The 26166-nt window shown below is 71.0% G+C and carries 31 protein-coding genes and 1 pseudogene; 18 read left to right on the top strand and 14 right to left on the bottom strand.

Annotated elements, in window-relative coordinates; translation table 11 throughout:
- Positions 1-92: 92 nt before the first annotated feature.
- Positions 93-194, top strand: a pseudogene (locus tag Vse01_RS29390) (VapC toxin family PIN domain ribonuclease); the annotation flags it as partial.
- 58 nt (positions 195-252) lie between these two features.
- On the opposite strand, the gene Vse01_RS18805 reads toward Vse01_RS29390, so the two are convergent.
- Together Vse01_RS18805 and Vse01_RS18810 are read right to left on the bottom strand one after the other, a co-directional pair.
- Positions 253-567, bottom strand: coding sequence for a hypothetical protein (locus tag Vse01_RS18805; protein ID WP_139233058.1), 315 nt, complete (start codon positions 565-567; stop codon positions 253-255).
- Positions 568-733: 166 nt separating this feature from the next.
- Complete coding sequence (locus Vse01_RS18810) at positions 734-1498, bottom strand: hypothetical protein (RefSeq protein ID WP_093401366.1); 765 nt, start codon at positions 1496-1498, stop codon at positions 734-736.
- A gap of 310 nt (positions 1499-1808) precedes the next feature.
- Between Vse01_RS18810 and Vse01_RS18815 the strand changes: the two genes are divergently transcribed.
- From Vse01_RS18815 to Vse01_RS18830, 4 genes are read left to right on the top strand one after another with little or no spacing between them, the layout of a single operon-like run.
- Positions 1809-2156 carry a PadR family transcriptional regulator gene (locus Vse01_RS18815; RefSeq protein ID WP_093401365.1) on the top strand — a complete coding sequence of 116 codons (348 nt, stop codon included), beginning with the start codon at positions 1809-1811 and terminating at the stop codon, positions 2154-2156.
- A gap of 2 nt (positions 2157-2158) precedes the next feature.
- On the top strand, positions 2159-2539 hold the full coding sequence (locus tag Vse01_RS18820) for a DUF1048 domain-containing protein (RefSeq protein ID WP_093401364.1): 381 nt from the start codon (positions 2159-2161) through the stop codon (positions 2537-2539).
- The gene (locus tag Vse01_RS18825) at positions 2536-3348 is read left to right on the top strand and encodes an ABC transporter ATP-binding protein (protein ID WP_093401363.1); all 813 of its coding nucleotides are present in this window, start codon (positions 2536-2538) and stop codon (positions 3346-3348) included. Before Vse01_RS18820 ends, Vse01_RS18825 begins: the two co-directional genes overlap by 4 nt.
- Complete coding sequence (locus tag Vse01_RS18830) at positions 3345-4109, top strand: ABC transporter permease (RefSeq protein ID WP_093401362.1); 765 nt, start codon at positions 3345-3347, stop codon at positions 4107-4109. The genes Vse01_RS18825 and Vse01_RS18830 overlap by 4 nt, the downstream gene beginning before the upstream one ends.
- Positions 4110-4224: 115 nt before the next feature.
- Here Vse01_RS18830 and Vse01_RS18835 read toward each other — a convergent pair whose 3' ends face one another.
- Positions 4225-5007, bottom strand: a complete 783-nt coding sequence (locus Vse01_RS18835; RefSeq protein ID WP_093401361.1) for an aminoglycoside phosphotransferase family protein — start codon at positions 5005-5007, stop codon at positions 4225-4227.
- A gap of 213 nt (positions 5008-5220) precedes the next feature.
- Here Vse01_RS18835 and Vse01_RS18840 point away from each other — a divergent pair, with 213 nt between their 5' ends.
- The 3 genes from Vse01_RS18840 to Vse01_RS18850 are packed head-to-tail and all read left to right on the top strand — an operon-like array spanning position 5221 to position 6382.
- On the top strand, positions 5221-5565 hold the full coding sequence (locus Vse01_RS18840; protein ID WP_093401360.1) for an ArsR/SmtB family transcription factor: 345 nt from the start codon (positions 5221-5223) through the stop codon (positions 5563-5565).
- Entirely contained in the window at positions 5562-6029 is a 468-nt protein-coding gene (locus Vse01_RS18845; protein WP_093401359.1) for an SRPBCC family protein, read from the top strand. The genes Vse01_RS18840 and Vse01_RS18845 overlap by 4 nt, the downstream gene beginning before the upstream one ends.
- A complete protein-coding gene (locus Vse01_RS18850; RefSeq protein ID WP_093401358.1) occupies positions 6026-6382 on the top strand; it encodes a nuclear transport factor 2 family protein in 357 nt (118 codons plus the stop codon). The genes Vse01_RS18845 and Vse01_RS18850 overlap by 4 nt, the downstream gene beginning before the upstream one ends.
- Positions 6383-6397: 15 nt before the next feature.
- Here the strand turns inward: Vse01_RS18850 and Vse01_RS18855 are convergent, their stop codons facing one another.
- From Vse01_RS18855 to Vse01_RS18870, 4 genes are all read right to left on the bottom strand, one after another.
- Positions 6398-6838, bottom strand: coding sequence for a VOC family protein (locus tag Vse01_RS18855; RefSeq protein ID WP_093401594.1), 441 nt, complete (start codon positions 6836-6838; stop codon positions 6398-6400).
- Positions 6839-6876: 38 nt separating this feature from the next.
- The gene (locus Vse01_RS18860; protein ID WP_093401357.1) at positions 6877-8022 is read right to left on the bottom strand and encodes an RNA polymerase sigma factor; all 1146 of its coding nucleotides are present in this window, start codon (positions 8020-8022) and stop codon (positions 6877-6879) included.
- 6 nt (positions 8023-8028) lie between these two features.
- Entirely contained in the window at positions 8029-8436 is a 408-nt protein-coding gene (locus Vse01_RS18865; RefSeq protein ID WP_093401356.1) for a YciI family protein, read from the bottom strand.
- A gap of 116 nt (positions 8437-8552) precedes the next feature.
- The gene (locus Vse01_RS18870; protein ID WP_093401355.1) at positions 8553-9431 is read right to left on the bottom strand and encodes a dihydrodipicolinate synthase family protein; all 879 of its coding nucleotides are present in this window, start codon (positions 9429-9431) and stop codon (positions 8553-8555) included.
- A gap of 70 nt (positions 9432-9501) precedes the next feature.
- Here Vse01_RS18870 and Vse01_RS18875 point away from each other — a divergent pair, with 70 nt between their 5' ends.
- Positions 9502-10449, top strand: a complete 948-nt coding sequence (locus tag Vse01_RS18875) for a LysR family transcriptional regulator (RefSeq protein WP_093401354.1) — start codon at positions 9502-9504, stop codon at positions 10447-10449.
- Between the two features lie 67 nt (positions 10450-10516).
- On the opposite strand, the gene Vse01_RS18880 is transcribed toward Vse01_RS18875, so the two are convergent.
- Positions 10517-11611 (bottom strand): hypothetical protein, encoded by a 1095-nt coding sequence (locus Vse01_RS18880; protein WP_093401353.1) that lies wholly within the window; start codon positions 11609-11611, stop codon positions 10517-10519.
- 178 nt (positions 11612-11789) lie between these two features.
- Here Vse01_RS18880 and Vse01_RS18885 point away from each other — a divergent pair, with 178 nt between their 5' ends.
- Entirely contained in the window at positions 11790-13028 is a 1239-nt protein-coding gene (locus Vse01_RS18885) for an acyl-CoA thioesterase/bile acid-CoA:amino acid N-acyltransferase family protein (RefSeq protein ID WP_093401352.1), read from the top strand.
- Positions 13029-13037: 9 nt separating this feature from the next.
- Here the strand turns inward: Vse01_RS18885 and Vse01_RS18890 are convergent, their stop codons facing one another.
- From Vse01_RS18890 to Vse01_RS18900, 3 genes are all read right to left on the bottom strand, one after another.
- Positions 13038-13727, bottom strand: coding sequence for a dihydrofolate reductase family protein (locus Vse01_RS18890; RefSeq protein ID WP_093401351.1), 690 nt, complete (start codon positions 13725-13727; stop codon positions 13038-13040).
- 76 nt (positions 13728-13803) lie between these two features.
- On the bottom strand, positions 13804-15081 hold the full coding sequence (locus Vse01_RS18895; RefSeq protein WP_093401350.1) for an RNA polymerase sigma factor: 1278 nt from the start codon (positions 15079-15081) through the stop codon (positions 13804-13806).
- Entirely contained in the window at positions 15078-15440 is a 363-nt protein-coding gene (locus tag Vse01_RS18900; RefSeq protein ID WP_093401349.1) for a YciI family protein, read from the bottom strand. The genes Vse01_RS18895 and Vse01_RS18900 overlap by 4 nt, the downstream gene beginning before the upstream one ends.
- A gap of 272 nt (positions 15441-15712) precedes the next feature.
- Between Vse01_RS18900 and Vse01_RS18905 the strand changes: the two genes are divergently transcribed.
- From Vse01_RS18905 to Vse01_RS18925, 5 genes are all read left to right on the top strand, one after another.
- Positions 15713-15982, top strand: a complete 270-nt coding sequence (locus Vse01_RS18905; protein ID WP_093401348.1) for a hypothetical protein — start codon at positions 15713-15715, stop codon at positions 15980-15982.
- Positions 15982-17019, top strand: a complete 1038-nt coding sequence (locus Vse01_RS18910; RefSeq protein ID WP_093401593.1) for a hypothetical protein — start codon at positions 15982-15984, stop codon at positions 17017-17019. Before Vse01_RS18905 ends, Vse01_RS18910 begins: the two co-directional genes overlap by 1 nt.
- Positions 17020-17172: 153 nt before the next feature.
- A complete protein-coding gene (locus Vse01_RS18915; RefSeq protein WP_093401347.1) occupies positions 17173-17532 on the top strand; it encodes a GntR family transcriptional regulator in 360 nt (119 codons plus the stop codon).
- Positions 17529-18449 (top strand): ABC transporter ATP-binding protein, encoded by a 921-nt coding sequence (locus tag Vse01_RS18920; RefSeq protein ID WP_093401346.1) that lies wholly within the window; start codon positions 17529-17531, stop codon positions 18447-18449. The genes Vse01_RS18915 and Vse01_RS18920 overlap by 4 nt, the downstream gene beginning before the upstream one ends.
- Complete coding sequence (locus Vse01_RS18925; protein WP_093401345.1) at positions 18446-19141, top strand: hypothetical protein; 696 nt, start codon at positions 18446-18448, stop codon at positions 19139-19141. The genes Vse01_RS18920 and Vse01_RS18925 overlap by 4 nt, the downstream gene beginning before the upstream one ends.
- Positions 19142-19264: 123 nt before the next feature.
- On the opposite strand, the gene Vse01_RS29630 is transcribed toward Vse01_RS18925, so the two are convergent.
- Positions 19265-21439, bottom strand: coding sequence for a carbohydrate-binding module family 20 domain-containing protein (locus Vse01_RS29630; RefSeq protein WP_093401344.1), 2175 nt, complete (start codon positions 21437-21439; stop codon positions 19265-19267).
- Positions 21440-21696: 257 nt separating this feature from the next.
- Here Vse01_RS29630 and Vse01_RS18935 point away from each other — a divergent pair, with 257 nt between their 5' ends.
- Positions 21697-22626 (top strand): LLM class F420-dependent oxidoreductase, encoded by a 930-nt coding sequence (locus Vse01_RS18935; RefSeq protein WP_093401343.1) that lies wholly within the window; start codon positions 21697-21699, stop codon positions 22624-22626.
- 183 nt (positions 22627-22809) lie between these two features.
- On the opposite strand, the gene Vse01_RS18940 is transcribed toward Vse01_RS18935, so the two are convergent.
- Entirely contained in the window at positions 22810-23238 is a 429-nt protein-coding gene (locus Vse01_RS18940; protein ID WP_093401342.1) for a hypothetical protein, read from the bottom strand.
- 59 nt (positions 23239-23297) lie between these two features.
- Between Vse01_RS18940 and Vse01_RS18945 the strand changes: the two genes are divergently transcribed.
- On the top strand, positions 23298-24533 hold the full coding sequence (locus tag Vse01_RS18945) for a D-arabinono-1,4-lactone oxidase (RefSeq protein WP_093401341.1): 1236 nt from the start codon (positions 23298-23300) through the stop codon (positions 24531-24533).
- Between the two features lie 68 nt (positions 24534-24601).
- The gene (locus Vse01_RS18950; RefSeq protein WP_093401340.1) at positions 24602-25000 is read left to right on the top strand and encodes a hypothetical protein; all 399 of its coding nucleotides are present in this window, start codon (positions 24602-24604) and stop codon (positions 24998-25000) included.
- A 17-nt stretch (positions 25001-25017) separates the two neighbouring features.
- On the opposite strand, the gene Vse01_RS18955 is transcribed toward Vse01_RS18950, so the two are convergent.
- Positions 25018-26157 (bottom strand): site-2 protease family protein, encoded by a 1140-nt coding sequence (locus tag Vse01_RS18955; RefSeq protein WP_093401339.1) that lies wholly within the window; start codon positions 26155-26157, stop codon positions 25018-25020.
- Positions 26158-26166 lie beyond the last annotated feature (9 nt).

A 26166-nucleotide genomic window follows, 5' to 3' on the forward strand; every position in this document is an offset into this window, starting at 1 on the left:
GGTCGGCGGTGGCGGGTCGGGCGGCATGTCGCTCGCGGCGTACGTCGCCGGGTTCATCGGCTGATCTCGGGACAGACCTTCAAGCTAGTGGCGCGGCGGCGGAGTCGATGGCATGCCCACTCGTTACCGGTGACGGTCGGCTCGCCACAGCCAGCGGCGTCCGCTGCGAGATCCGACTACTCGCTGGGTCCTGACGGTGGCCGGGCGAGTGCGCTGACGTCTACTGGATTGGATCACCGTCTGTGGCGGGGTTCAGGTCGGCGCCGAGGCCATCCAAGCGAGGTAGCGGGCGGCGTGGTCACGGTCGCCAGCCAGGTTGTCCGGTATCTGCTCAACGACGACCGCCATCGAGCCAAAGCGGCGCATCGTCGTCCCGGCTGGCGGCTGTTGGTCTGTGATGAGCCAGACGCCCGTCGAGGTCAGTTGACTCAGGGGCGGCCCGTCGGGATCACCGCTGGTCATCTTCACATGGTGATCCGTAGTGACCTGCCACGCGGCCTCAACGGTCAGGCCGACAAGGTCAGGCACCGTCGTTTCCCTCTCGCTCGCCGGGCCGATCCAGACCACGCCAGCCTCCATGAGAGTCCACATCGCACAAGTCGTCGCGCGAGGAGTCCCGTTCCCCGTCCGGCCAACGTTAGTGGACGCCTCAGCAGCGGTCCTCCGCCACAAGGTCGGCGTTACTCCGCCAGCGACTGGCCGCCTCGACGGCGATGGACAGCGCTTTTCGTGGTCAGCGACGCGACAGGCGCGCTGCCCGACGCTTCTCAAGAGCCCGACGACGGCGATCGCGCTCGTCGGCCGAGAGGTCGGTGATCGGCCGCTCCGACCGCCCGGTCGATTCGCCGTGGAACCGGGCGCGCCAGTGCTTGCGCAGCAGCACAGCGGACCAGCCGACCGAGCCGACGGCCGCGGCGGCGAGCAGTACGCGTACGGTCGTCGGCAGGTCTTCCATGGTGGCGAGGACGGCTGCCAGCCAGCCGAATCCTGCGGGGATCGCGGCGGTCATCGCTCGCAGGCTTACGGCCCAGCCGGCCACGTAGAAACGCATGAGGGTGTCCGTCCAACGGGACCGGTGGACAGGCAGCAGCGACAGGGACACCTGCGTCAACGTGACACCCATGGTGCTGCCACGCGCCCCTCGCGTCGTGAAGGACAGGGCGTCGTCGGCGTAGGAGGGGCGTAGCGACCGGACCAGAAAGGTGAACGACAGCAGCATCGGGGGCAGCGCCGCGCACGGCAGCATCCACAGCACGCCGGCGCCCCAGAGCAGCGCGAGCAGCGGGAGCGAGATCACGATCGCGATCACCTCTGCCGGGTTGTGCAGCGACTCGGCGACGCCCCCGGTGATGAGCTCGACCTCGCCGAGGGCGCCGGTGACATCGGCCCAGACCAGAAAGGCCAGCATCCCCGGTCCGAGCGCGAGAATCACCGTCGAGAGCGCCGCCCACACGAGCCCGATCAACAGGTAGCCGAAGGGCCGGAGCGCGAGCGCCACCGGACCACGATCCCGGACTTCCGGGGCCGTATCGGACCGCACCCGCGCACCGCTCACCCCGTCGCCCATCGCTGAGTTCCCCTCGCTCGTCCGGCCCGCAGCTCGTTCAGCGTCAGCGGCAGCTGCACGTCAGGTGCTCGCCTCGCTCGACCGCGCCAAACGGTAACGCCGCCTCCGACGGCGTCCGGCAGCGACGTCTTCAGGATGGAGCCCGCGTCGAATCGCTCGGTATTCAGTGTTGCTATCTACCGGTACCTAGCGCTACTGTCTACCAGTAGTCAGCGTCGCTTGGTAGCGAGGGGATGAGGACATGGGCAACCAGATGACCGAGATGCTGAAGGGCACCCTCGAAGGCATCGTCCTGGCGATCCTGGCCCGCAGGTCCGCGTACGGCTACGAGATCACCGCGTGGCTGCGCGACCGCGGGTTCTCGGACATCGCGGAAGGCACCATCTACGCACTGCTCGTCCGCGTGGAGCAACGGGGGTTCGTGGACGTGGAGAAGGTGCCCTCCGAGAAGGGGCCCCCGCGGAAGGTGTATTCGCTGAACGCGAAGGGGCGGGACCAACTCGCCGAGTTCTGGAGGACCTGGAGCGTCCTCACGGATCGCATCGAGCAACTCCGTCACAACGGCAACCAACACGACCAGGGAGCATGAGCATGGCCGCGAAGTGGATCGAGACGATCGTCGGATCGCTGGAGCAGAAGAAGCAGTACAAGCACCACATGGCCCGGATCGAGGCCCTGCCGGAGCCCTACCGCGGCTCGGCCAAGGCGCTGCACCGGTACTTCATGTACCACGGTGGCATCCTCGACGGCGACACGATCACCACGATGCTCGGCGACTTCGTCGACCTCTGGGAGCGTGCGGTCGCCGACGGAACGCCGGTCCGTGCCGTCGTCGGCGACGACCCGGTCGAGTTCGCCGAGACGTTCCTACAGGCGTACGCCGGCCGGCAGTGGATCGACAAGGAGCGCGAGCGTCTCCGGAAGGCGATCGACGCCGCCGACCACAACAGCGGGCAGGAGGACAGGCCGTGACCACCCAGACGCGTGAACCCGCGATCAGCGTGCGGGCCGTCACCAAGTCCTACCAGGACCTGCACGTGCTGCGGGGTGTCGACTTCGACGTGGCGGCCGGGAGCATCTTCGCGCTGCTCGGCTCGAACGGCGCCGGAAAGACCACGCTGGTGCGGATTCTGTCGACGTTGCTGAAGGCGGACAGCGGCAGCGCGAGCGTCCACGGCTTCGACGTTTCCTCGGTGCCGGCCGACGTACGCAGGTCGATCAGCCTGACCGGCCAGTTCGCCGCAGTCGACGGCGTGCTCACCGGTCGGGAGAATCTGGTACTGATCGCGAAGCTCCGCCATCAGAGGAATCCCGGTGCGATCGCCGACGACCTGCTCGCCCGCTTCTCGCTCACTGAAGCCGGAAACCGCCGGGCGGCGACGTACTCGGGCGGCATGCGCCGGCGGCTGGACATCGCGATGAGCCTGGTCGGCAAACCGCCGGTCGTGTTCCTCGACGAGCCGACCACCGGCCTCGACCCGCAGGCCCGCATCGAGGTCTGGCAGACGGTGAAGCAACTCGCCAAGGATGGCACCACCATCCTGCTGACCACGCAGTACCTCGACGAGGCCGAGCAACTCGCCGACCGAATCGCGATCCTGCACAAAGGCACCATCATCCAGCACGGCACCCTCGCCGAGCTGCGGCAGCTCCTCCCGTCCGCCAAGGTCGAGTACGTCGAGAAGCAGCCGACCCTTGAAGACGTCTTCCTCGCCCTCGTCGGCGGCAGCAGTGACACCACCGACGAGGCGGCCATTCCTGCGGGAGAGGAATCCCGATGACCGCCCACGTCCTCAGCGACACCGGAACCCTCACCGGTCGCTCCCTGCGCCACATCCTCCGCAGCCCGGACACCATCATCACCACAGCGATCACCCCGATCGCACTGCTGCTGCTCTTCGTGTACGTGCTGGGCGGGGCCATCAACACCGGCACCGGTGAGTCATACATCAACTACATGCTGCCGGGCATCCTGCTCATCACCATCGCCTCCGGCATCGCCTACACCGCGTACCGCCTGTTCCTGGACATGCAGGGTGGCATCTTCGAGCGCTTCCAGTCGATGCCGATCTCGCGTCCCTCCGTGCTCTGGGCACATGTCCTGACCTCGCTCATCGCCAACCTCGCCTCGCTCGTGATCGTCATCGGCGTCGCGCTGATCATGGGATTCCGCACCGGCGCGTCAGTTGTCGACTGGCTCGCCGCCGCCGGCATCCTGGTCCTGTTCACCCTCGCCCTCAGCTGGGTCGCCGTGATGCCGGGCCTGACCGCCAAGACCATCGACGGCGCGAGCGGCTTCAGCTACCCGCTGATCTTCCTGCCCTTCATCAGCTCGGCGTTCGTCCCCACCGACTCGATGCCCGGCCCGGTCGCCTGGTTCGCCGAGAACCAGCCGGTGACGTCCATCGTGAACACCCTCCGCGGCCTCTTCGCGCAGCAACCCGTCGGCAACGACATCTGGATCGCCCTCGCCTGGTGTGTCGGCCTGCTCGTGGTGGCCTACGTCGCCGCGACCGCGATCTACCGCAAGAAGATCAGCTAGCCGATCGTACGAAACGGCGCCGCGTCCACCCGGACGCGGCGCTGTCCCCTATGCAGGTCCGCCCCCTGCGAGATCAGCTATCGGACTGGTGACGGCCGCCGCAGGCGAGGCCGGCTCAGGGGTGCAGGGCGCGTTCGAAGACCAGGCGGTTGGAGCGTACGTACTCCGCGTCGTTGAGGTACTGGATGTGGTGTCCGTCCGCGAGATGGCCGGCGAAGGCGGTGTTGCCGGCGGCTGCCTGGGCGTGCATGAAGTCGACGAGTGCGTGCAACCGGGCGACGGTGACGTCGACCAGGTCGGATCGGGCGCTGTCGTCCAGCCCGTAACGGTCGCAGAACGTCCGGAGCCGAGCGGCCTGTTCCTCCGTGGTCCCGAAGCCGTCCGTGTTCTCCGGAGCGGTCATCGGCACCCATCGGTAGGCCGCGTAGGCGACATCCCAGATCCGGGGCCCGGGCTGGGCGTGGTCGAAGTCGATGATGCCCACGACGCGGTTGCCGTCGAGCACGCAGTTGTGTGGCGCGTAGTCACCGTGACAGATGACCTCGACCGGTTCGGTCGCCGGCACCTGCCAGCCGTCGCGGGGCGCTCGCCGCGCGTACTCGGCGGTCGCGTCGTGATACGCCCGCAGCAGCGCGGCGGCACTCTCCAACGCCTCGACCGAGGCCGCCGCGGGGGTGGGCGGATAGTTCGACACCTCGCCCGGCAGGAAATCGAGGATCTCGAAGCCGGGCTCGCTCGTGTCGCGTACCCGGGGCGCCGCCGGGAAGCCCTGGGCGGCGAGATGCCGCAGCAGTTCGTGGACCCGGACGGACCAGGGTCCGGTAGGTCGACGCACCGTGTCGCCGATTCGAACGACCTCGTTGACGCCGCCGCCCGTCAGGATCTCCCGCTCGACCATCCGCCCCACTCCGTCGCGTCGACGCCCGTCCGACCGGCTGAGCGCCGGCTGACCGAACCTGACCGTACGACGGTACGAGGCCGTTCTTGAGCGTCGGCCTGGAGGGTGCAGGGGCGGTGGCCGCCGGGTACGGACCGGAAGGCGAGTGCTTCTGCCGGCAGCGAAAGGCAAACCACATCTTTTGCAAATGATTGTTTGTGTTAGCGTGGGGGCATGTCCATCTCGTTGGCACCCGCCCCGGAGCTCGACTCCGCCTTCGCCGCCCTCGGTGACCCTGTCCGGCGTGCCCTGGTGGCCCGTCTCGCGCGCGGTGACGCCACGGTGGGGGAGCTGGCTGCGCCCTTCGACCTGACCCCACAGGCGATCTCGCACCACGTCGGGGTGCTGCGCCGGTGCGGCCTCATCGAGCAGCGGCGCGAGGGCACGAGGCGTCCCTGCCGGTTGAGGGTCGATCAGCTGTCGTTGCTCGGCACCTGGATCGACGAGCAACGCCGGGTCTGGAACGACCGGCTCGACGCCCTGGAGCGGCACCTCGCCGACGAGGAGGCGGCCCGATGACCGCCAGGTCGCAGCTTCGCGGCGACGAACTGGTCGCCAGCCGCCACCTTCCGGCCGAGCCCGATCGCGTCTGGGTGGCCTTCACCTCACCGGCGGGGATCGCAGCATTCTGGGGCGGTTCGCACGCCGTCGTACCGCCCGAGTCCGTGGTCGTGGACCTGCGTCCCGGCGGGGAGTTCGCGCTCGACACCCGCGCGCCGGACGGCGCCACCCGTCGGCTCCGCTTCGTCTACGTGCGCGTCACCGCACCGCACGAGCTCGTGTTCGACGAGCCGCTGACCGGGCTGCGGACCACCGTGAGTCTCCACCCCGCTGGCGGCGGCACCGAACTGACCGTGCACCAACGCCGACTGCCCGCTGAGCTTCGCACGACCCAGGCGGCCGATGGGCTCGCCTCGATCCTCGACGCGTTGGCGGCGCACCTGCAACAACCCGACGCCCCCACAGGACGGAGCACATCATGACGCAGCAGACCCAGCGCGACCTCGTCGCGGATTACCTCGAAGGTTTCCGAACGAGCGACCACCGGCGAATCCTCGCCACCCTCACCGAAGACGTCGAATGGGTCATCCACGGCCACCGGACCACCCGAGGCAAGACCGAGTTCGACAGCGAGATCGAGAATCCGGCCTTCACCGGCAGCCCCGACCTGGACGTCCAGCGCGTGTACGAGGACGGCCCGGTGGTCGTCACCACCGGCGAGGGGCGTGGGACAAGCGTCGAGCACGGACCGTTCCGGTTCGCCTTCAACGACCTGTTCACCTTCCGCGACGGACTGATCGCCCGCGTCGACTCCTACGTCGTCCCACTGCCCTGAGCCGCTTGTCGGCCTTCAGCCGAGCTGTTGAGCCAGGCCGACGACGATGCCCTCGGGGCCGCGCACGTAGCAGAGCCGGTAGCTGTCCTCGTACTGCGCCAGCTCGCCGACCAGTTCGGCCCCGTGGGCGCGCAGGCGGGCGGTGACGTCCTCGATGTCGTCGACGGCGAACATGATGCGCCGGATGCCCAGGGTGTTCGCCGGTGCCTCCTGCGGCTCGGGGGTGATCGCCCTCGGCGTGTGGAACTTCGCCAGTTCGATGCGCCCGTGGCCGTCGGGGGTCCGGAGCATCGCGACCTCCTGCCGGACGTCGTCGATGCTGATGACGCGTTCCACCCAACGCCCCTCGATCGGCGCCCTGCCCTCCAGTTCCATGCCGAGTTCGACGAAGAACGAGATGACCCGGTCAAGGTCGTGGACCACGATGAGGACGTTGTCCAACCGCTGGATCGCCATGCTTGTCTCCTTGAAGATGATGCGGCCACAGCGACCGATCAACCGCGTAGCAGCGCGTTGAGTCGGGCGGCCTGCCGGGTGAGATGGTCGATTTCGGGAAGGCTGGGCGCCGATCGGGCGGCCTTGGCGTAGAGCCGCGCCGCGGTCGCCAGGTCGCCGTCACGCTCATGCAGGTAGGCGGCGACAGCGGCGTACCGGGGCAGGGCCGGGTCGAGATCCGCCAGGGCAGCCAGGCCGGCTCGTGGTCCGTCGGCCTCGCCGACCGCGACGGCCCGGTTGAGGCGGGCCACCGGACTGTCGGTGAGGCGCACCAGTTCGTCGTACCATTCGACGATCTGCACCCAGTCGGTCTCCTCGGCGGTGCGGGCGTCGGCGTGCAGCGCGGCGATGGCGGCCTGCGCCTGGAACTCGCCCAGGCGGTCGCGGGCCAGTGCGTTCTGGAGCACCTGCACGCCTTCGGCGATCAGGCGGGTGTCCCAGCGACTGCGGTCCTGTTCGGCCAGCGGCACCAGCCGGCCGCCGGCGGCGGTCCGGGCCGTGCGACGGGCGTGATGGAGCAGCATGAGCGCGAGCAGGCCGGCCACCTCCTCGTGCCGGATCCTGGCCGCCAACTGGCGGGTGAGTCGGATCGCCTCCGCGGCGAGGTCGACATCGCCCGAGTAGCCCTCGTTGAAGACCAGGTAGAGCACGCGCAGCACGGTGCTGACGTCACCGGGCTGGTTGAACCGGACTCCCGAGACGGTCCGCTTGGCTCGGCTGATCCGCTGCGCCATGGTCGTCTCCGGCACCAGGTAGGCCCGGGCGATCTGCCGCGTGGTCAGTCCACCCACCGCCCGCAGCGTCAGCGCCACCGCCGAGGCCGGGGTCAACGACGGATGCGCGCACAGGAAGTAGAGGGCGAGCGTGTCGTCCACCAGCTCGCCCGGGCCGGGCGCGGGCTCGACCTCCGCCAGCGCCTCGCGCCGTCGCCGCGAGGTGTCCGCGCGAACCGCGTCCAGGAACTTCCGCCAGGACACGGCGACCAGCCAGCCCTTGGGGTCGCGCGGCGGGTCGGTCGGCCATGCCCGGACGGCCTCGACCAGCGCGTCCTGCACGGCATCCTCGGCCGTCGCGAAGTCGACTCCGCGACGGACGAGGATGCCGATCACGGCGGGAGTAAGGGTCCGTAGGACGGCCTCATCCACCGTGCGTCACTCCGAGATGGTCGGCGGCTCGGTCAGGAACGGCCGCACCTCGAGCCACTCGTGCAGCGGCTTCCCGCCGGCACCTGGTGCCGCGGACAGCTCGCCGGCCAGTTCCAGCGCCCGGTCGTAGGTCTCGACGTCGATCACCATCCAGCCGGCGATCAGATCCTTGGTCTCGGCGAACGGGCCGTCGGTGACCGGCGGTCGCCCCTCGCCGTCGTAGCGGACGAACGTGCCCTCCGGGGAGAGCGCCTGACCCTCGACGAACTCGCCGGTGTCTTCGAGCCGAGCCGCGAAGTCGCGCATGTACTGCACGTGGGCCGAGATCTCCTCGGGCGTCCACTGGTCCATCGGCACGTCGTGCAGCGGGGTCGGGCCGCCACGGTAGTGCTTGAGCAGCAGGTACTTGGCCATCGGATGCTCCTTCTCGGTACGGGGCCATTGTGGCCGCGTTCGCAACGAGGACGGAGCCCGACCCGGCTTCTCGACATGCCGCCGGGAAATTTCTCGCTGAGATCCGCCGGACGCCCTCACACCGGTACCGCCGGCACCCTGGCCAGGCAGGTCAGCGCCCGCGCGGTGGCGGTCGACGTGGCGGGCAGCAGCGGCGGACGGACGAGCGGCGTCGGGATCCGCCCCTGGGCGTGCAGCACCGCCTTGACCACGGCAGGGTTGGGCTCGGCGAACAGCGCGGCCGATAGGGCGGCGAGCCGGTGGCCGAGCGGCCGGGCCCGGGCGACGTCGCCGGACCGCCAGGCCGAGACCAGCTCGGCGTAGTCGGCGGTGACGAGATGCGCGGAGGCGAGGATGCCGCCGGCCGCGCCGAGAGCGAGCAGCGGCGAGGCGTACGCGTCCTCGCCGCACAGCACCGCGAAGCCGGACGGCGGGTCGGCGAGAAGGGCGATCGTGTCGGCGTCGATGCCGCCGACCGCGTGCTTGACGCCCACCAGGCCGGGTAGCCCGGCGAGGCGGCGCAGCGTGCTGACGCCAAGCTGCTGCCCGGTGCGGTACGGGACGTGGTACGCGACAAGCGGCACGGGGGACTCCTCGGCCAACCGGGCGTAGTGCGCGAGTACCGCCTCCTCGCCGGGGCGGAGAAACGGCGGGACCAGGCAGAGCGCCGCTGTGACCTCGGGTCGCCCGGCGAGTGCCCGCAGCTCCGGCGCGGTGTGCGCGCCGACCAGGAGACCGGCCCGGTGCTCCCGGCAGGCCGCGGCGACCGCGTCGACCACCATCCGCTGCTCGACGGCGCTGAGGGCGTGCGGCTCGGCGGTGGTGCCGAGGGCGACCAGACCGACCGCGCCGGCCGCCAGCACCTCGTGGGCGAGAGCGCTCAGCGCGTCGAGGGCGACGGCACCGTTCCCGTCGAACGGCGTGATCATGGGTACGTAGAGCCCGGCAGGTGTCATGCTGCCAGCCTCCGCCAGCGGAAGATGAAGCACCAGTTCCGATTGCTCACAGAATACGTAAGCTGAGCTGATGCTTGACGTTCGCCGGCTGCGCCTGCTGCGGGACCTGTCCCACCTCGGCACCATCGCCGCCGTGGCCGAGGCGCACACGTACACGCCGTCCGCCGTCTCCCAGCAGCTCGCCGCGCTGCAACGCGAGGCCGGTGTCGCGCTCCTGGAACGGGCCGGCCGGCGGGTCACCCTGACCCCGACCGGGGAGGCGCTGGTCCGGCACGCCGAGGTGGTCCTCGCCGCGCTGGAGGCGGCCGACGCGACCCTCGCCGCCGCCCGGGGCGGGCTCTCCGGCACGGTACGCATCGGCGCGTACCCCAGTGCCGTGCGTACGCTGCTGCTGCCCGCCCTGGTCGCGCTCGGCCGTGACCATCCGGCGCTGGACCTGATGGTCACCGAGTTGGACCCGGTCGCGGTGCCCGACGCGCTGCGCGACCGCCGCCTCGACGTGGCCCTCGTGCACGACTACGACATCGTGCCCGTCGAGCCGGATCCGGCCCTGGACTCGGTGCCACTGCTCGACGAGACGGTGTTCCTGGCCGTCGGGGCGGACCGCCACCCCACCGATGACCCGATGCGCTCGGTACGCGACGCGGACTGGATCGTCGGCAGCCCGGGCACGCTCTGTCACGCGGTGACCCTGCACGCCGGTGAGCTGGCCGGCTTCCGCCCGACCGTGCGGCACCACGCCGACGACTTCGCCGCCGTGCTCGCCCTGGTCGCCGCCGGTCAGGGCGTCGGACTGGTACCCCAACTGGCGGTCGATCGGCCGCCCAGCGGGGTGGTCCTCATTCCGCTCACCATCCGGCGGCGGACCCGGATCGCCTACCGACAGGGCGCGGGCGGCCATCCTGCGGTCGCCGCGAGCATCGTCGCGTTGCGCGCCGCCGCCAGCGACCTGCCCGGGGCGGAGCTGGCCGGATCCTGTCGTCCGGCCAGCTCCGCCGCCGGGCAGCGGGGAAGATGACGCCGCGTGCAACTGTCGCGCCGGCCGAAAGCCCCGCCCAGGTGTGCCTGGGCGGGGACCGACGGGCTCAGACGCTCGACGAGAAGGTCGAGCTGAACGGGGCGTCCTGCGGACGGCCGGCGTTGCTGAAGCAGGCGACCGGCAACACCGCGTCGCTGCCGAACTGCGCCCACAGCTCCTGGATCGTGCAGTACGAGGGGTCGTCACCGATCGCGGTCACCTGCGCGGTGGTGCTCTTCTCGTGCAGGGCCGGGAACTTGACGACGAAGGTGCCGGGGCCGGTGGGACCGAAGCCGTTCGCGCCGACGCCGAGCGGGTACGAGTAGTTCGTCGGGCCGGCGAACGGCGTCGCAAGGTACCCGAAGTGCTTCGGCGGGCCGAACGACGCGTAGACCGAGCGCTCCCGATGGAACGACACGGTGAAGTCGCTGTTCATCCGCGCGCCGGTGAACGGATCATGGCAGGCGACGTAGACCACCGCGTCCAGACCGGCCGCACCCCAGCGGAGGATCTTGCATCGGCGCGGTTGTGCGTTCGGCTGCTGGGCGGTCACCTGGACGTTTCCGGACAGCACGCCGGGTGGCGCGCCGACCGCCCGGAAGCGCACGTCGTAGATGCCCACCGCGACGTTGGCGACGGTGACGGGCGCACCTGTCGAGTTGTACGACTGGGCGAGGACGTTTGACAACACCTGCGCCGAGGCGTACGCGCCGACGCCCGCCGGGAGGATGCCGGAGCTGACCGTCCACAACACCGTGAACGGGGTGTCGGCCGGGGTGCCCCCGGGTCGGAAGCACTGCACGTCGACGATCTCGTCGGCGCCCGAACTGCCCCACCGTACGAGTTCGCAGAAGCGGCCGTCCTTCGCCACGGCGGTGACGTGTGCGTTGCCGCGCGAACCCAGGCCGATGGCCGGGAACCTCACCAGGAACCGGCCGGGGGCGACCTTGCCGCCGGTGGCCATTGGCCCCGGGGCCCAGCTGCCGAACTGGTAGGCCGCGGGCAGCGGCGTCCAGAGCGGCACCGTCGGATCGTCGACGTACGCGAATCCGAAGCGGTCGGCGGTGGCGGCCGTGGCCGGTGCGCCGGTGATCGACAGCGCCGCGGCCAGCACCACGGCTAGGACGGCGGCAAGGTGACGGAGACGGAGACGGAGAGACATGGGCCACTCCAATCGGTGGTAGTCGAAGCTTGCTGCCACTGTTCCGGGCGCCGGTCAAGGTCACAGTCGGCTTGCCTACACCGGCGAGGCGGGTGCTCGGCACCAGCGCGGTCGCCCTGCCGACACCCGATGGCGGCGGGACGGACGTTGGTGGACAGTCGGCAATACGGTGTTGTCGATGCCGCGTTGGTGGAGAGCGTCGAGGATCCTGCCCGCCGTCCTGGTGGGGCTGTTGGTCGCGACCCTGCTCGTCGGCGACCGGGGCAGGGGCGGTGCGGCGCGCCTGCGCCTGGACGTGACGCCGGCCGTGGCGCTCGTCGACCAGCCGCTGCGGATACGCGTGAATGGCCTGGCCGCGAGGGAACGGGCGGTGATCGCCGCCGACGCGGAGGATCACGCGGGGCGCGTGTGGCGGGCGGAGGCGACGTTCGTGGCCGACGCCAACGGCGTGGTGGACGTGTCGCGGGACGCCCCGGTGCACGGCTCCTACTCGGGTGTCGACCCGATGGGTCTGTTCTGGTCGATGGATCCGCCCGACGGCGACGCCTCCTCCTTCGCGCCCATCTGGCCGCACCTGCGGCGTGACTTCCCGGTCCGGCTGTCGGCCGTGGGTGGTGGGCGCGAGCCCGCCACCGTCACCGTGCGGCGGGACTGGACGGCGGGTCAGGTCTCCTTCACCGAACTGACCCCGGCGGCCGACGGGGTTCGCGGGTTGCTCGTCCTTCCGCCGCCGGACGTGCCCCGCCGGCGCGGGTTGCTGTGGTTCGGTGGCTCGGAGGGCGGCGTCGGCGGGCTGTACGACGCACCGTTGCTCGCCTCCCGTGGGCACCCGGTGTTGTGCCTGGGCTATTTCGGAGCGTCCGGACTGCCGGACAGCCTGCACGACATACCGCTGGAGTACTTCGTCACCGCCGCCGAACTGCTCGCCCCGTACTCCGGTGGCGAGCCGGCGGTGATCAGCTACTCACGCGGCACCGAGGCCGCGCTGCTGCTGGCGCAACAGCGTCCCGACCTGGTACGCGCCGTCGTGGCCTACGCCCCGAGCAGCGTCGTCCACCTCGGCTACCCGTACACCGGAGCGCCCGCCTGGACCTACCGTGGCCGACCTGTCCCGAGCGGCCCGATACCTGTCGACCGGATCGACGGACCGGTACTGGCCATCGCCGGGGCGGACGACCTGCTCTGGGACGCGCCGAGCTACGCCGCCGAGCTGCTGCTGGCCCTCGGTGGCCCACCCCACCGTGTGCTGCTCTACCCGGACGCGGGCCACGGCGTGGGCACCTTCCCGTACCTGCCGTCGAAGACGGTGCACCAGGGGCGCACCGGCGAGCAGACACACGGCGGCACCCGGGCGGGCGACGCCGCCGCCCGCCGGGACGGGTGGTCCGAGGTGCTCGCCTTCCTCGCCGCCCTCTGACGGCATGCCCTACGGGGTGCCGGTGCCACGGCCGCGGTCGTCGAGGACCAGCGGGGCGCGGCCGCGCACCGCGTACCGGATGTGGGTGACCTGCGGGCTCGGCACCACCCGGTCAGGGGTGAGTTCGATCGCCTCAAAATCGTCGAGGCCCAGGTCGTCGAAGAGCCGGAGCCCGGCACCGAGGACGACCGGCACCACGTGCAGCTCCAACTCGTCGAGCAGCCCGGCCCGCAGCACCTGCCGGACCAGGCTCCCACCGCCGGCCACCGCGACGTTCTTCTCACCGGCCGCGGCCCGCGCCTGTGCCACCGCGCTGGCCAGCCCGTCGGTGACGTAGGTGAAGCTGGTGCCGCCCTGACGGTGCAGGGTCGGGCGGGGCCGATGCGTCACCACGAAGACCGGAGCGCGGAACGGTGGTTCGTCGCCCCACGGCACCTCGCCGCCGTCGGCCATCCGGCGACCCATCACGTACGCGCCGGCTGCGGCGAACGACTCGGCGATGATCTCGGAGTCGGCGTCGTGCCGGCCGCCGGCGAAGCCCTGCCGCTCGCGCCACGCCATCGCCTCGGTGGCCCACCGGGTCACCCGGAAGAACCCGTGGCTCTCCGCGGACCGTAGCCAGTCGCCGTCGCCGTCGTGCTGTGGCCCGGCGTAGTAGCCGTCCAGCGACACCGACAGTTGGGCGGTCACCTTCGTCATGTCCGTTCCTCCCGGATCCGTCGGCACCCACCGTGGGTGCCGTTCCACCTGTGGATCGGAGCCGGACGGCCCGCTTCTACCGGACCCGAGAGTGACCTGGCTCACATTGACGCCGGCTCCTGTCGCTCGCGTTGGCGGCGCGGCGCAGCAGGTACCGCCGTTCGGGATCGCTGCCGGCACGGTCTGCCGCCGCCCGCCACTGCGCAGCGGCGGCGGTCCGGTCGTCGGCGAGTTCCAGCAGGTGGGCGCGGACGGCGTGCAGTCGGTGGTGCCCGGTCAGCGGCCCCGACTCCACCTCGGACAGCAGGGCCAGCCCGGCGGCCGGCCCGTGGACCATGCCCACCGCCACCGCCCGGTTCAGAGTGACCACCGGGTTGGGTGCGATCCGCTCCAGCAACTCGTAGAGGCCGAGCACCTGGGGCCAGTCGGTGGCCTCGGCGCTCGGCGCTTCGGCGTGCACCGCCGCGATGGCGGCCTGGATCCGGTACGGCCCGGGTGGTGTGGCGGCCAGGCTGCGTTCGACGAGCGCGCGCCCTTCGTCGATCGCCGTCCGGTCCCACCGCCCGCGGTCCTGTTCCGCCAGCGGCACCAGTTCGCCGTCGGGGCTGACCCGGGCCGCCGCTCGGGCCTCGGTCAGCACCATCAACGCGAGCAGGCCGGCCGTCTCCCCGTCGCCGGACAGTTGCTCATGCAGCCGGCGAGTCAACCGCAGGGCCTGCCCGGTCAGGTCGGCGCGACGTAGCTGGGGGCCGCTGCTGGCGCTGTAGCCCTCGTTGAACATCAGGTACAGCACCTGGCGTACGACGGCCAGCCGGGCCTCCCGTTCCGCCGTCGGCGGCGGTGCGAACCGGGCGCCCGCCTCCCGCAGCCGCTGTTTGGCCCGGGAGATCCGCTGCCCCATGGTCCGCTCCGACACCAGGAAGGCCGCGGCGACCTCGGCGGTGGTGAGCCCACCCACCGCGCGCAGGGTCAGTGCCAGCTGCGCGGGTGCCGGCAGTGCCGGATGGCAGCAGAGCAGGAACAACTCCAGCAGGTCGTCCCGGGGCGCCTCGGCGTCGGGTGGCGGGGTGACAAACGCGTCGCGTGGGGTGAGGTCCAGCGCCGTGCGCTCGCGGCGGGCGCGGGCGGACTCGCTGCGTACCAGGTCGACGTAGCGGCGGGCGGCGACGGTGTGCAGCCAGCCCGACGGCTGCTCGGGTACGCCGTCGAGTGGCCACCTCTCGACGGCGGCGGCCAAGGCCTCCTGCACGGCGTCCTCGGCCCGGCCGAAGTCGCCGTACCGGCGGACGAGCGCGGCCAGCAGTTGCGGCGCGAGCCGGCGTAATAAATCGACAGTGGTCGCGTCGAGGCTCAGTGGTCCGCTCCGGTCATCAGCGGCCAGATCTCCAAGCCGCCGCCGGCGGTGCCGAACCGCAGGCCCGGATAGTCACGGGCGATCTCCAACGCCCGCTGTTCGTCCTCGACGTCGACCACGAGGTACGAGCCCACGTACTCCTTGGCCTCCAGGTACGGCCCGTCCGTGACCACCGGAACGTCGGCGCTGATCCGCACCGACCGGGGGCGGGACACCAGCCCCTGCACGTCGACCAACTCGCCCGAGGCCCGCAGCGCCTCGGTGAAGGCGTCGACCTTCCCGATCAGGGTGGTCAGGTCACCGTCCGGAAGGCTGCCCCAGATCTCCTCGTTGCCGTAAATCAACATCAGATACTTCACGTGTCGCCTCCATAATGGTCAATATGTCCGGAAACGGACAAGACGGCGGAGCGTACCCCGACGCACTGTTGTAGCAGGTAGCGAGGCTGCGGATGGCGGGCCACATCCGATCCTCCGGCCGGGGTGGGAACCGCGACGTCCCGCCGGCCGCCAGTACGGATCCCGCCGGGGCGCGCCGCTGCGCCACCCGGCTCCGGCCCGCCGCCGTAGACCAGCCGCACCGACGGTGTTGCACCCGCTGGGCACGGCGACCAAGCCAGGAAGGAGCCGCCATGGCCGCTCCCACCGCCAACGCCTCGATGAATCCCACCACCTACTCGCCGGGCGAGCAGATGCTGCTGACCGTCAACTACGGCGACCCGGACCACCAGCGGTTGACCGTGACGGTCACGGTGGCCGACGCGCAGGGCAACCGTAGCGCCCCCGTCTCGGTGACCGCGGTGATCGATCCGCTCACCGTCACCGTCGCCGACGACTCGGGGCGCACCTGGTCCCGGGTCTCCGACAACGGCGCGGTCGCCGTGTTCCGGGCGGTGGCGTGATGCCGAGGGTGACCGTCACGGTGCGCGACTCCGCCAGCCGGACCGCCAGCGCCAGCGTCGCCTACACCGTGCTGCCGCCGGTGCTGGGCGGGTACTACCTCTCCGGCGGCGCAGACCCGACGGCCGACATGGCCGGCGGCAACTTCCGGTCGCTGACCCAGTACCGCAGCTTCGCCGACGGCTACACCTTCCCCGGCTACCAACGCCCCTGGCTGATCACGCTGGGGCGCGCCGGGGTGCAGCTCAACATGGTGCTCGAACTGAAGCACTACGGCGCGCCCGACACCGGGCCGCAGACCTTCACCGTGGACGGGGTGCGATACACCGTGCCGGCGCCGGCGATGACCATCCAGCAGCGGCCCGGCGCGGTCTGGCCGAAGGCGTACGGCTACGGCCAGGTCCTCGCCGGGCAGTGTGACGGGTTGTTCGCCCGGGCGCTGTCGCAGTACCTGACGATGGGTTTCGGGGTCAACATCCAACTCGCCTCCGAGCTGGACACCGATCACGAGTTCGGCACCACGGAGGCCGGAAAGGCGTACACCTGGGCCGAGTCTGACGCCCGGGCGGTGCAGGCCGTGACGTACATCGTCAACTGGTTCAGGGCCAAGGGGCTGCCCCAGGGCAGCACCTTCTCGGTCGGGGTCGGTGGCTTCAACCGGGACTGCTTCCGGCGCACCCACCCGGAGGCGCTGATGACCCGGCTGGACTACCTCCAGTGGAACGTCTACGCGACAAGTCCCAGCCACACCGCGCTGGAGCGGTTCCGGCGCACCAAGGACTGGGCGGTGGCCGATCTCGGCCCGGTGGCGTTGTCCCGTCCGGTGCTCATCGCCGAGTGGGGCGTACGGGTCATCGAGTTCCCCGACCAGGCGGCCTGGATCGCCACCGTGCCGCCGGCCATCGCCCGGCTCAACGCCGAGCGTGGCCCGCTGATCGCCCGGACGAACTACTTCAACTCCGGCTGGGGCACCCTCAGTCCGAAGGCGACCGGTCTGGCCGCGCTGCGGGCCGCGTACGCCCGCCCTCCGTACGGCTGAAGCTGAACCCCGTAGGGCGGCCCGGTCCGGGGTGACTTCCGGACCGGGCCGCTCTCCGTCCGCCCCTTGACAGGGGAACCACCCTGGTTGCATGGTTAGTTACATGAGTGATGAACCAGTCAACCAGGGTGGCGTCTGGGGACGGCGGGCGTGATGGAGGACGGTCGGCCGATCTTCCTCCAGATCGCGGAACTGCTGGAGAACTCGATCCTGGACGGGACCCTCGCGGAGGAGGGTCAGGTGCCGTCGACCAACGAGCTGGCCGCCTTCCATCGGATCAACCCCGCGACCGCCGCCAAGGGGGTCAACAAGCTGGTCGACGACGGAACTCTCTACAAGAAGCGAGGAATCGGCATGTTCGTCTCTCCCGGCGCCCGCGCGAAGCTCCGCGGCCGGCGCCGCGACGAGTTCGCCCGGCAGTACGTCCGGCCGCTGCTCACCGAGGCGCGCAAGCTCGGCATCGAACCGGCCGAACTCAAGAACATGATCGACACCTGGGAGGAGGGCCGATGAGCGCGGTCGTCACCGTCACCGACCTGACCAAGCGGTACCAGGGAGTCACCGCCCTGGACGGGGTCAGCTTCTCGCTTGCCGAGCATCGGATCCACGGCCTGCTGGGGCGCAACGGTGCCGGCAAGACCACCCTGATGCAGATCCTCACCGCGCAGAACTTCGCCACCAGCGGTGAGGTCAGCGTCTTCGGGCAGCACCCGTACGAGAACGAACAGGTGCTCTCCCGGATCTCCTTCATCAAGGAGAGCCAGACCTACCCGTCGCACCTGCGGGTCGCGCACGTCCTGCGGGCGGCCCGCCTGGTGCATCCAGGCTGGGACGAGGCGCTCGCCCAGCGACTGGTCGACGTGTTCCAACTGCCGCGCGGGCGCAACGTCCGCAAGCTCTCCCGCGGCATGCTCTCGGCGCTCGGCATCGTCGTCGGGCTCGCCTCGCGTGCCCCGCTGACCTTCTTCGACGAGCCCTACCTCGGGCTGGACGCCGTCTCCCGGCAGCTCTTCTACGATCACCTGCTGGCCGACTACACCGAACATCCCCGCACCATCGTGCTGTCGACGCACCTCATCGACGAGGTCAGCGACCTGATCGAGCACATCCTGCTGATCGACCGGGGTCGGCTGCTGCTCGACGTCGAGGCGGAGGCGCTGCGCGGCCAGGTGGTCACCGTCTCCGGCCCGGTCGCGGCGGTGGACGAGTTCGCCCGTACCGGCACCGAACTGCACCGGGCGTCGCTCGGCGGCACGGCTCGGGCCACCGTACGCGGCGACTTCGGCCCGGCCGCGCCCGACCGCGCCCGGTCGCTGGGCCTCGACCTCGAAGCGTCCTCGCTCCAGGACATCGTCGTACGCCTGACCACCTCGAACAACGGGCACGCGGCCGGTGGCGCCGCCGCGGCAGACAAGGAGGCTGTCCGATGAACCGCGCCCTGACCGTGGCCCGGCTCCAGTTCGTCGGCTGGCGCAGCGTGGTCGGCTGGCCGTGGGGGATCCTCGCGCTCAGCTTCCTCATCAACCTGGCCCTGTTCAGCGCGATGAACGAGGCCGACGACTTCGAGCCGACCACCGGTGGGCTGATGAGCATCTACGTGGTGATGTTCGTCGCCAGCATCAACGCGATCACCCAGGACTTTCCGTTCGCCATCGGGCTGGGCGTCTCCCGCCGCAGCTTCTACCTCGGCAACGTGCTCAACTACCTCGGGCAGGCGGTCAGCTACGCGGCGGTGCTCTACCTGCTGGCCGTGATCGAGGAGACCACCGACGGGTGGGGCGTCAACCTGCGCTTCTTCGGTATTCCCTTCCTGCTGGTGGACAACCCGGTGCTGCGGTTCCTCAGCTTCGCGATCCCGTTCCTGCTGCTCGGCTTCATCGGCATCGCCATCGCGCTGGTCTTCAAGCGCTGGGGCGTCAACGGCCTGCTGATGCTGAGCACCGTCGCGTTGGCCGGGATCGGTGGGCTCGTCGTGCTCGCCACCTGGCGGGGCTGGTGGTCGGCGATCGGTGGCTGGTTCGCCGACCAGCCGGGCTGGGCCCTGCTGGTCGGCTGGCCGGCTCTGCTCACCCTGCTGCTCGCCGGCCTCAGCTATCTGACCATCCGACGCGCAACGCCCTGACCGTCGACGTGCCGGCGTCCGGAGTGGGTGGACGCCGGCCGCTCGGCGCACCGTGGGACGGGGGCGGCCCCTCCCGGTCGGGGATCGGGAGGGGCCGCACGGTGCGGGCGGTGCCAGGTGCGGTCAGCGCCAGGTGTCGGTGAGCGTCGGCGAACCGGAGGCGGTGGCGGTACGGTTCGCGCCCGACTCCCACACCACCTGCCCGGAGTCGGTCCGCTTGACGTACTTGTAGGCGAAGGTGGTGCCGGCGGGCAGGCGCACCGCACCGGTCCAGACCGGATACTCCGTCGGTGACAGCCGGATCCCTCGGGCCGGATCCCAGCCCCCGAGGGCGGGCAGGTCCCCAACCAGATACACGTGCTGCCCGTACGTGGTGTCGGCGGTGACCCGTACGGAGACCGTGGCGTCGCCCGGTGGGTCGCTCGCGGGCTGGTTCCAGGTGGCGGTCACGGCGGTACCGCCGAGGCCGGTGCGGTTGGGATCGTTCTCCCACTGCGTCGTGCCGTTGCCGACCTTCACCAGCTTCCACTCGAACGCGGTGCCGGCCGGAATGTCCACCGACCCGGTCCAGGTCGGGTAGCTGCCCGACGTGGTGGACAGCTTCACCCCGTTGGCCGGGTTCCAGGAGCCGAGCTGCGGAACCGAACCGACCACGTACACCTCCTGGCCCGGGTCGGTGGAGACGGTCGCGGTGAACCGGGTCGACCCGGCCGGCAGGGATGGGCTCGCGGTCGGCGTCGGCGTGGTGGTCGGCGTCGCGGTAGGCGTCGGGCTCGGGGTGACGCCGTCCAGCCGGGCCTCGACGTGCAGGGCGACCGCCTGGTCGGCCGGGATGGCGGCGGTGAAGCTGCCACCGGTGACGGTGACCGCGCCACCCGGGCAGGCCCCGGTCGACCGGTCGTACGCGCCCCGGCCCACGTTGCAGTAGCGGCCGTCCGGCAGCGAGGTGGCGAAACTGTGGCTCCAGGTGCTGCCGGTGGCGTTGAAGGCGGCGTACCCCCGGTCGCCCCGGGCGAACGCCAGCCGACCGTTGCCCTCGGTGGTGACCGACCCGATGCCGGTGCCGGCGACCGCGTTACGGAAGCCCGGCATGCCGGCCACCCCGGGGTCGCGGTGCTCGCAGATCCACGCGTCGCTGGCGCAGTCGGTGGCCAGGGTGGTGCCGTTGGCGCTGCTGGGCGGGCCCTGCCCGTGCACCGAGCCGTACGCGTAGCTCGACATCAGCTGGGGCCGGCCGTACGGGTGGGCCATCATGAACGTGTCCGCCAGGTAGTAGCGGGCGCCGCTCTTGTAGGTGAGCGTCGGGTTTTCCCGCTGCGTGTCGTGGTTGTCGATGAACACCACCGCCTGCTGCGCGGTCAGCCCGCCGTAGTTGGGCAGGTTGCCCAGCTGGGCGATGTTGCCGTCGCGGAACGCCGAGGACACGGCCCGCTGGTAGTCGAAGTTGGTCACCCCGCCGTACGGGGCGTACGCGGTGTAGGGGATGGTGCCGTCGCCGTACACCTCGTGGAACAGGTCCGGCCGGCCGCCGAAGCCGGGCACGTCCCGCAGCCGACTGATGATGTCGGCCAGGTGCGCCTCCTGTACGTGCTTGGCGGCGTCCACCCGGAACCCGGCCACCCCGAGGTCGATCACCGCGTTCATGTACTTGGCGACCTTCCGCCGTACCTCGGGGTCGGCGGTGTTGAGGTCGGCCAGGTCGAGCAGTTCGCAGTCCTGCACCTCCTGCTTGTTGCCCCAGTTGCTGATCCGCCGGTAGCAGGGCCCGAAGTCGGCGTAGCCGTAGCTGTCGCCCGAGCCGTCGTCGAACAGGTTCGGGTAGCTGTACTTGCTGTAGACGGTGCCCGCGCTGCCCGGGCCGCTGCCGGCCGAGCCGGTGCCGCTCATGTGGTTGAGCACCATGTCCACATAGATCTTGACGCCCTGAGCGCGACAGCGCTGGACCATGTCGACGAAATCGGCCTTCGTGCCTCGCCGGGTCTGATCGAGCCGGTACGACACCGGCTGGTAGTCCTGCCACCACGGGTAGGTGGCGCCCTCGGCGCTGGGCAGCACCACGTGCTCCTGCGGCGGGGAGACCTGTACGCCGCCCCAGCCGTTGGGACCGAGGTTGCGCTCGCACTCGTCGGCGACGGAGTTCCACCGCCACTGGAACAGATGGACGATGGCGTCGCCGTTGACGCGTACGTCGGCGGCGCTGGCAGGCCCGGTGCCGGCGGCGACGGAGGTGAGACCGACCGCGACAAGTATCGCGGCCAGGGCCGCGGGGATCGCGGCGCGGGGACGGGGGATACGCACGGTGCCCTCCTCGGGGGACGGTCAGGCAGACGTCGGCGAAAGTCCGTCTTCCTGCAAGGTGTGCAAGAAGTTGCGGTGGTTGCGTGACCGTAACAGTGGCATCGATGGTTGGGAACCTATCTTTCACAACACGATGCAAGGCGAGGCCGTCCCTTGCGGCCAACTGCAAGACCTGCAAGGATTTCCGGCTATCCTTCCGGAAGTGGCCGGCGAGCGTCCCCGAGCGCCACCGCCGGTGGCTTACCTATGCTCGACCCATGGAACTGCGGATCTTCACCGAACCCCAGCAGGGCGCCAGCTACGACGACCTGCTCGCCGTGGCCCGACGTGCCGAGGAGACCGGCTTCGGCGCCTTCTTCCGCTCGGACCACTACCTGAAGATGGGGTCGGTCAGCGGCGAGCCCGGCCCCACCGACGCCTGGACGACGCTGGCCGGGCTGGCCCGGGACACCCGGTCCATCCGGCTCGGCACGCTGATGAGCGCCGCGACGTTCCGGCTGCCCGGCCCGCTCGCGATCACCGTCGCCCAGGTCGACCAGATGAGCGGCGGCCGGGTCGAGTTGGGCATCGGCACCGGCTGGTACGACGCCGAGCATCAGGCGTACGGGATTCCCTTCCCGCCGCTGGGGGAGCGGTTCGACCGGCTGGACGAGCAACTGGCGGTGATCACCGGTCTCTGGCGCACCCCGCCGGGCGAGACGTTCGACTTCACCGGCCGGCACTACCAGGTCAGCGACTCGCCCGCGCTGCCCAAGCCGGTTCAGCGCCCGCACCCGCCGATCCTGCTCGGTGGCAAGGGCGCGAAGCGTACGCCGCAGCTAGCCGCCCGCTACGCCGACGAGTTCAACCTGCCGTTCGTCTCGATCGACGAGACGGTGGCCCAGTTCGAGCGGGTCCGTGCCGCCTGCGCCGACATCGGCCGCGACCCGGCGCAGCTGACCTGGTCCAACGCGCTGGTGCTCTGCTGCGGCAAGGACGACGCCGAGGTGGCGCGGCGGGCCGCCGCGATCGGCCGCGAACCGGACGAGCTGCGCGTCAACGGCCTCGCCGGCACCCCTGCCGAGGTCATCGACACCATCGGCCGGTACGCGGAGATCGGCAGCCAGCGCCTCTACCTCCAGGTGCTCGACCTGGCCGACCTGGACCACCTGGACCTGGTCGCCACCGAGGTGATGCGGCAGCTCTGACCGTCCCGCCCCGGGCGGCTCCGTGCGTCGCGGCGCGGCTGTTCGTCGCGGGGCGGCTCCGATTGCGGCAAGTCGGGGTATCAGCGGCCCTGGAAACCCCGGCATGCCGCAATCGGAGTCGATCTCGCCCAGATGCCGCCCGCCTGACCGGTCGAGTCGGGCCGGGCGGGCCGGGGCGGCGCGTCAGACCCGGTGCTCCTCGCGCAGCACGGTGTCGAGCTGGCCGTCCCGGTCGCGGTCGAGGTAGGTGACGTCCGGTAGCCCGTCGCCGTCAAGGTCGAACTGCACCTGGTCCGCGACGCCGTCGCCGTCGAAATCGGTGACCACCTGCACCGAACCGTCCATGTGCCGGGTCACGATCGACCGGGCGCCGGTCTCGACCCGGGGCGGCGGGCCGGGGGCGGGCGGCGGTTCCGGCACCGGCTCCGGGGTGGGGCTGGGCTGCGGATCCGGCTGGCTCGCCCACGGCCCCGCATCGGACCAGGTGACCGGGGAGCCGTCGACGGTGCCGGTGAAACCGGTGGCGGGCTCCACGCCGTTGCCGGCCGGGTCGATCTCCTCCTCGGAGGGATACACGTCGCCGCGAGGGGCGGGATCACGGTAGCTGCTCATCGGCGTAGGGTTCCCCGACGGAGCCGGCGGTAACCGCCGGCGTGCAGAGGGGGTCGGGAGTGTCGACGCACCGCAACTGGGCCGGCAACGTCGAGTACGCAGCCCGGGCGTACCGCCGGCCGTCCTCGATCGACGAGCTGCGGGAACTGGTCGCCGGCAGCGACCGGATCCGGGCGGTGGGCAGCGGACACTCGTTCAACCGACTCGGCGACACCACCGGAGACCTGGTCACGCTGGCCGGACTGCCGGCCACCCCGCGACTCGACGAGCAGCGGCGGGTGGTGCACGTGCCGGCCGCGCTGCGCTACGGCGACCTGGCCACCTGGCTGCACGAGCGCGGGTACGCGCTGGCCAACCTCGCCTCACTACCGCACATCTCGGTGGCCGGCGCGGTCGCCACCGGCACCCACGGCTCCGGCGAGACCGTCGGCAACCTGGCCACCGCCGTCGCCGGCCTGGAACTGGTCACCGCCGCCGGTGACCTGCTCACCGTGGACCGTACCGACCCCGATTTCACCGGCATGGTGGTCTCCCTCGGCGCGCTGGGCATCGTCACCCGACTCACCCTGGACGTGGTGCCGACCTTCGAGGTACGCCAGTACGTCCGCCTCGACCTGCCCCGCGAGGCGCTGGACGAGGCGCTCGCCTCGGCGTACAGCGTCAGTGTCTTCACCGACTGGCGCTCCACCCGCGGCACCCAGGTCTGGCGCAAGCAGCTCGCGGACCAGCCCGCGCCCCCGGCGGACTGGCTCGGCACCGCGGCGGCCGACCGGCCCTGGCACCCGGTGCCCGGTATGCCGGTGGCCAACTGCACCGAGCAGCTCGGCGTGCCCGGCCCCTGGCACGAGCGGCTACCGCATTTCCGGCTCGGCTTCACGCCGAGCAACGGTGACGAGTTGCAGTCCGAGTACCATCTGCCCCGCGCGGTGGCCGCCGACGCGCTCGTCGCGCTGGACGAGGTGGCGCACCTGATCGCCCCGGTCGCGCAGACCAGCGAGCTGCGCACGATCGCCGCCGACGAGCTGTGGCTCAGCCCGCAGTACGACCGCGACAGCCTCGCGGTGCACTTCACCTGGATCGCCGACGCGGCGGCGGTACTGCCGGTCCTTGCCGAGGTCGAGCGGGCACTGGCCCCGTTCGCGCCCCGGCCGCACTGGGGCAAGGTCTTCACCATGCCGACCGGGACGATCGCCGCGACCTACAGCCGCTGGACCGACTTCGCCGCGCTGGTCAACCGCCTCGACCCCAACGGAAAATTCCGCACCGAGGAACTCGACCAGCTGCTTCCCCGCTGACCACGCCCCGGCGTGCCGACGCGGCGCGGGCCGGTGGACGTGCCCGGACATCGAACTAGGATTAGCCCATGAGCGCTGAGGCTGTCGGCATGCACATGCCCGCCGTCGTGACGCTCGACGACGTGGCGGCGATGAACGCCGCCGACGCGAACGGTCATCGTTACGAGACCAGCCCCGAAGGGGTTCTGTCGGTCATACCGCCGCCCGACTCGGAGCACGCGACGATCGCGAGCCGACTGTTCGCCTGGCTGATCATGGCGGGCTGGCCCGCGGAACAGGTGCTCCAGGCGGTCGGCGTACGCATCCCGGGCCGGACGGAAACGGTGGTCGGATTCCGGATCGTGGACCGGGACGACGCGCAGACTGTCACGTTGCACGAACTCGGCGGCGACGGTCGGTACGTCGAGCAGGCCCGCATGCCGTTGGCCTGGCTGTTGCAGACCGCCCCGGCCGACCACCTCGACTGAGTCAGCGCGGTCGGCGGTCAGCGGCCGGTGGTGAGCTGGTCGCGCATGCTGCTGCGCTGCACGGCGCGGCTGATGTCGCTGGGGGAGACGATGCCGACCAGGCGACCGTCGGTGACCACCAGGGCCCGGCCGTCGGCACAGTCGCTGAGCCGGGGCAGCAGGTCGGTAAGCGGCTCGTCGGGAGAGGCGAGCACCAGGTCGTCGGCGCGGCAGGCCACCGCCGCCAGGGTGGTGCTGCCCCGCTCGCCGGACGGCACGCCGCGTACCCGGTCGAGGGTGACCAGCCCGACCGGCCGGCCGTCCTCGGTCAGCGGCAGCGCCGTGTGCCGGTACGCGAAGAGGTAGTTGTCCACGAAGTCGGCCACCGTCAGCTCACCCGAGGCGGTCTGCGGCTGCGGGCTCATCACGTCGGCGACCCGGATGCCGCGCAACGCGTCGCCCACCCGGGCCTGCCGCTCCTCCATGGTCGCCGCGCCGATCAGGAACCAGCCGATGAGCGCCAGCCACAGCCCGCCGACGCCGGCACCGGTGAGGAACCGCCACAGCCCGAACCCGATGAGCGCCAGGCCGAGGATCCAGCCGGCCCGGGCCGCGACCACCGTGGCCCGGGTCCGGTCGCCGGTGGCCTTCCACACCGCCGCCCGCAGCAGCCGCCCGCCGTCCAACGGTGCCGCCGGCAGGATGTTGAACACGGCAAGCAGCAGGTTGATGCCGCCGAGCCAGGCCATCACGCCCAGCAGCAGCCCCTGCACCCCGGCCAGGGCGAGCAGCATCGCGATCGCCCCGAAGACGGCGCCGATGATCAGGCTGACCAGTGGCCCTACCCCGGAGATGCGCAGCTCGGCACCGGGCGAGCGGGCCTCGCCGCGCAGCTCGGCGACCCCGCCGAAGAGCCACAGGGTGATCCCCTGCACGCCCAGGCCGTTGCGCTTGGCCACCACCGCGTGGGACACCTCGTGGGCGAGCAGGCCGAGGAAGAAGACCACCGCGGCGGTCAGCCCGGCCAGCAGGTACGCGAACACCGACCGACCCGGGTACGACTCGGGGAACAGGTTGGCCGACAGCCCCCACCAGATCAGCGCGAAGATGACCAGGACACTCCAGTTGACCCCGACCGGTACGCCCACGATCCTGCCGAGCCGGAAACTCGCCCTCATGTGTCGGTC

It is taken from the genome of Micromonospora sediminimaris, assembly GCF_016863575.1.
Classification (GTDB): domain Bacteria; phylum Actinomycetota; class Actinomycetes; order Mycobacteriales; family Micromonosporaceae; genus Micromonospora; species Micromonospora sediminimaris.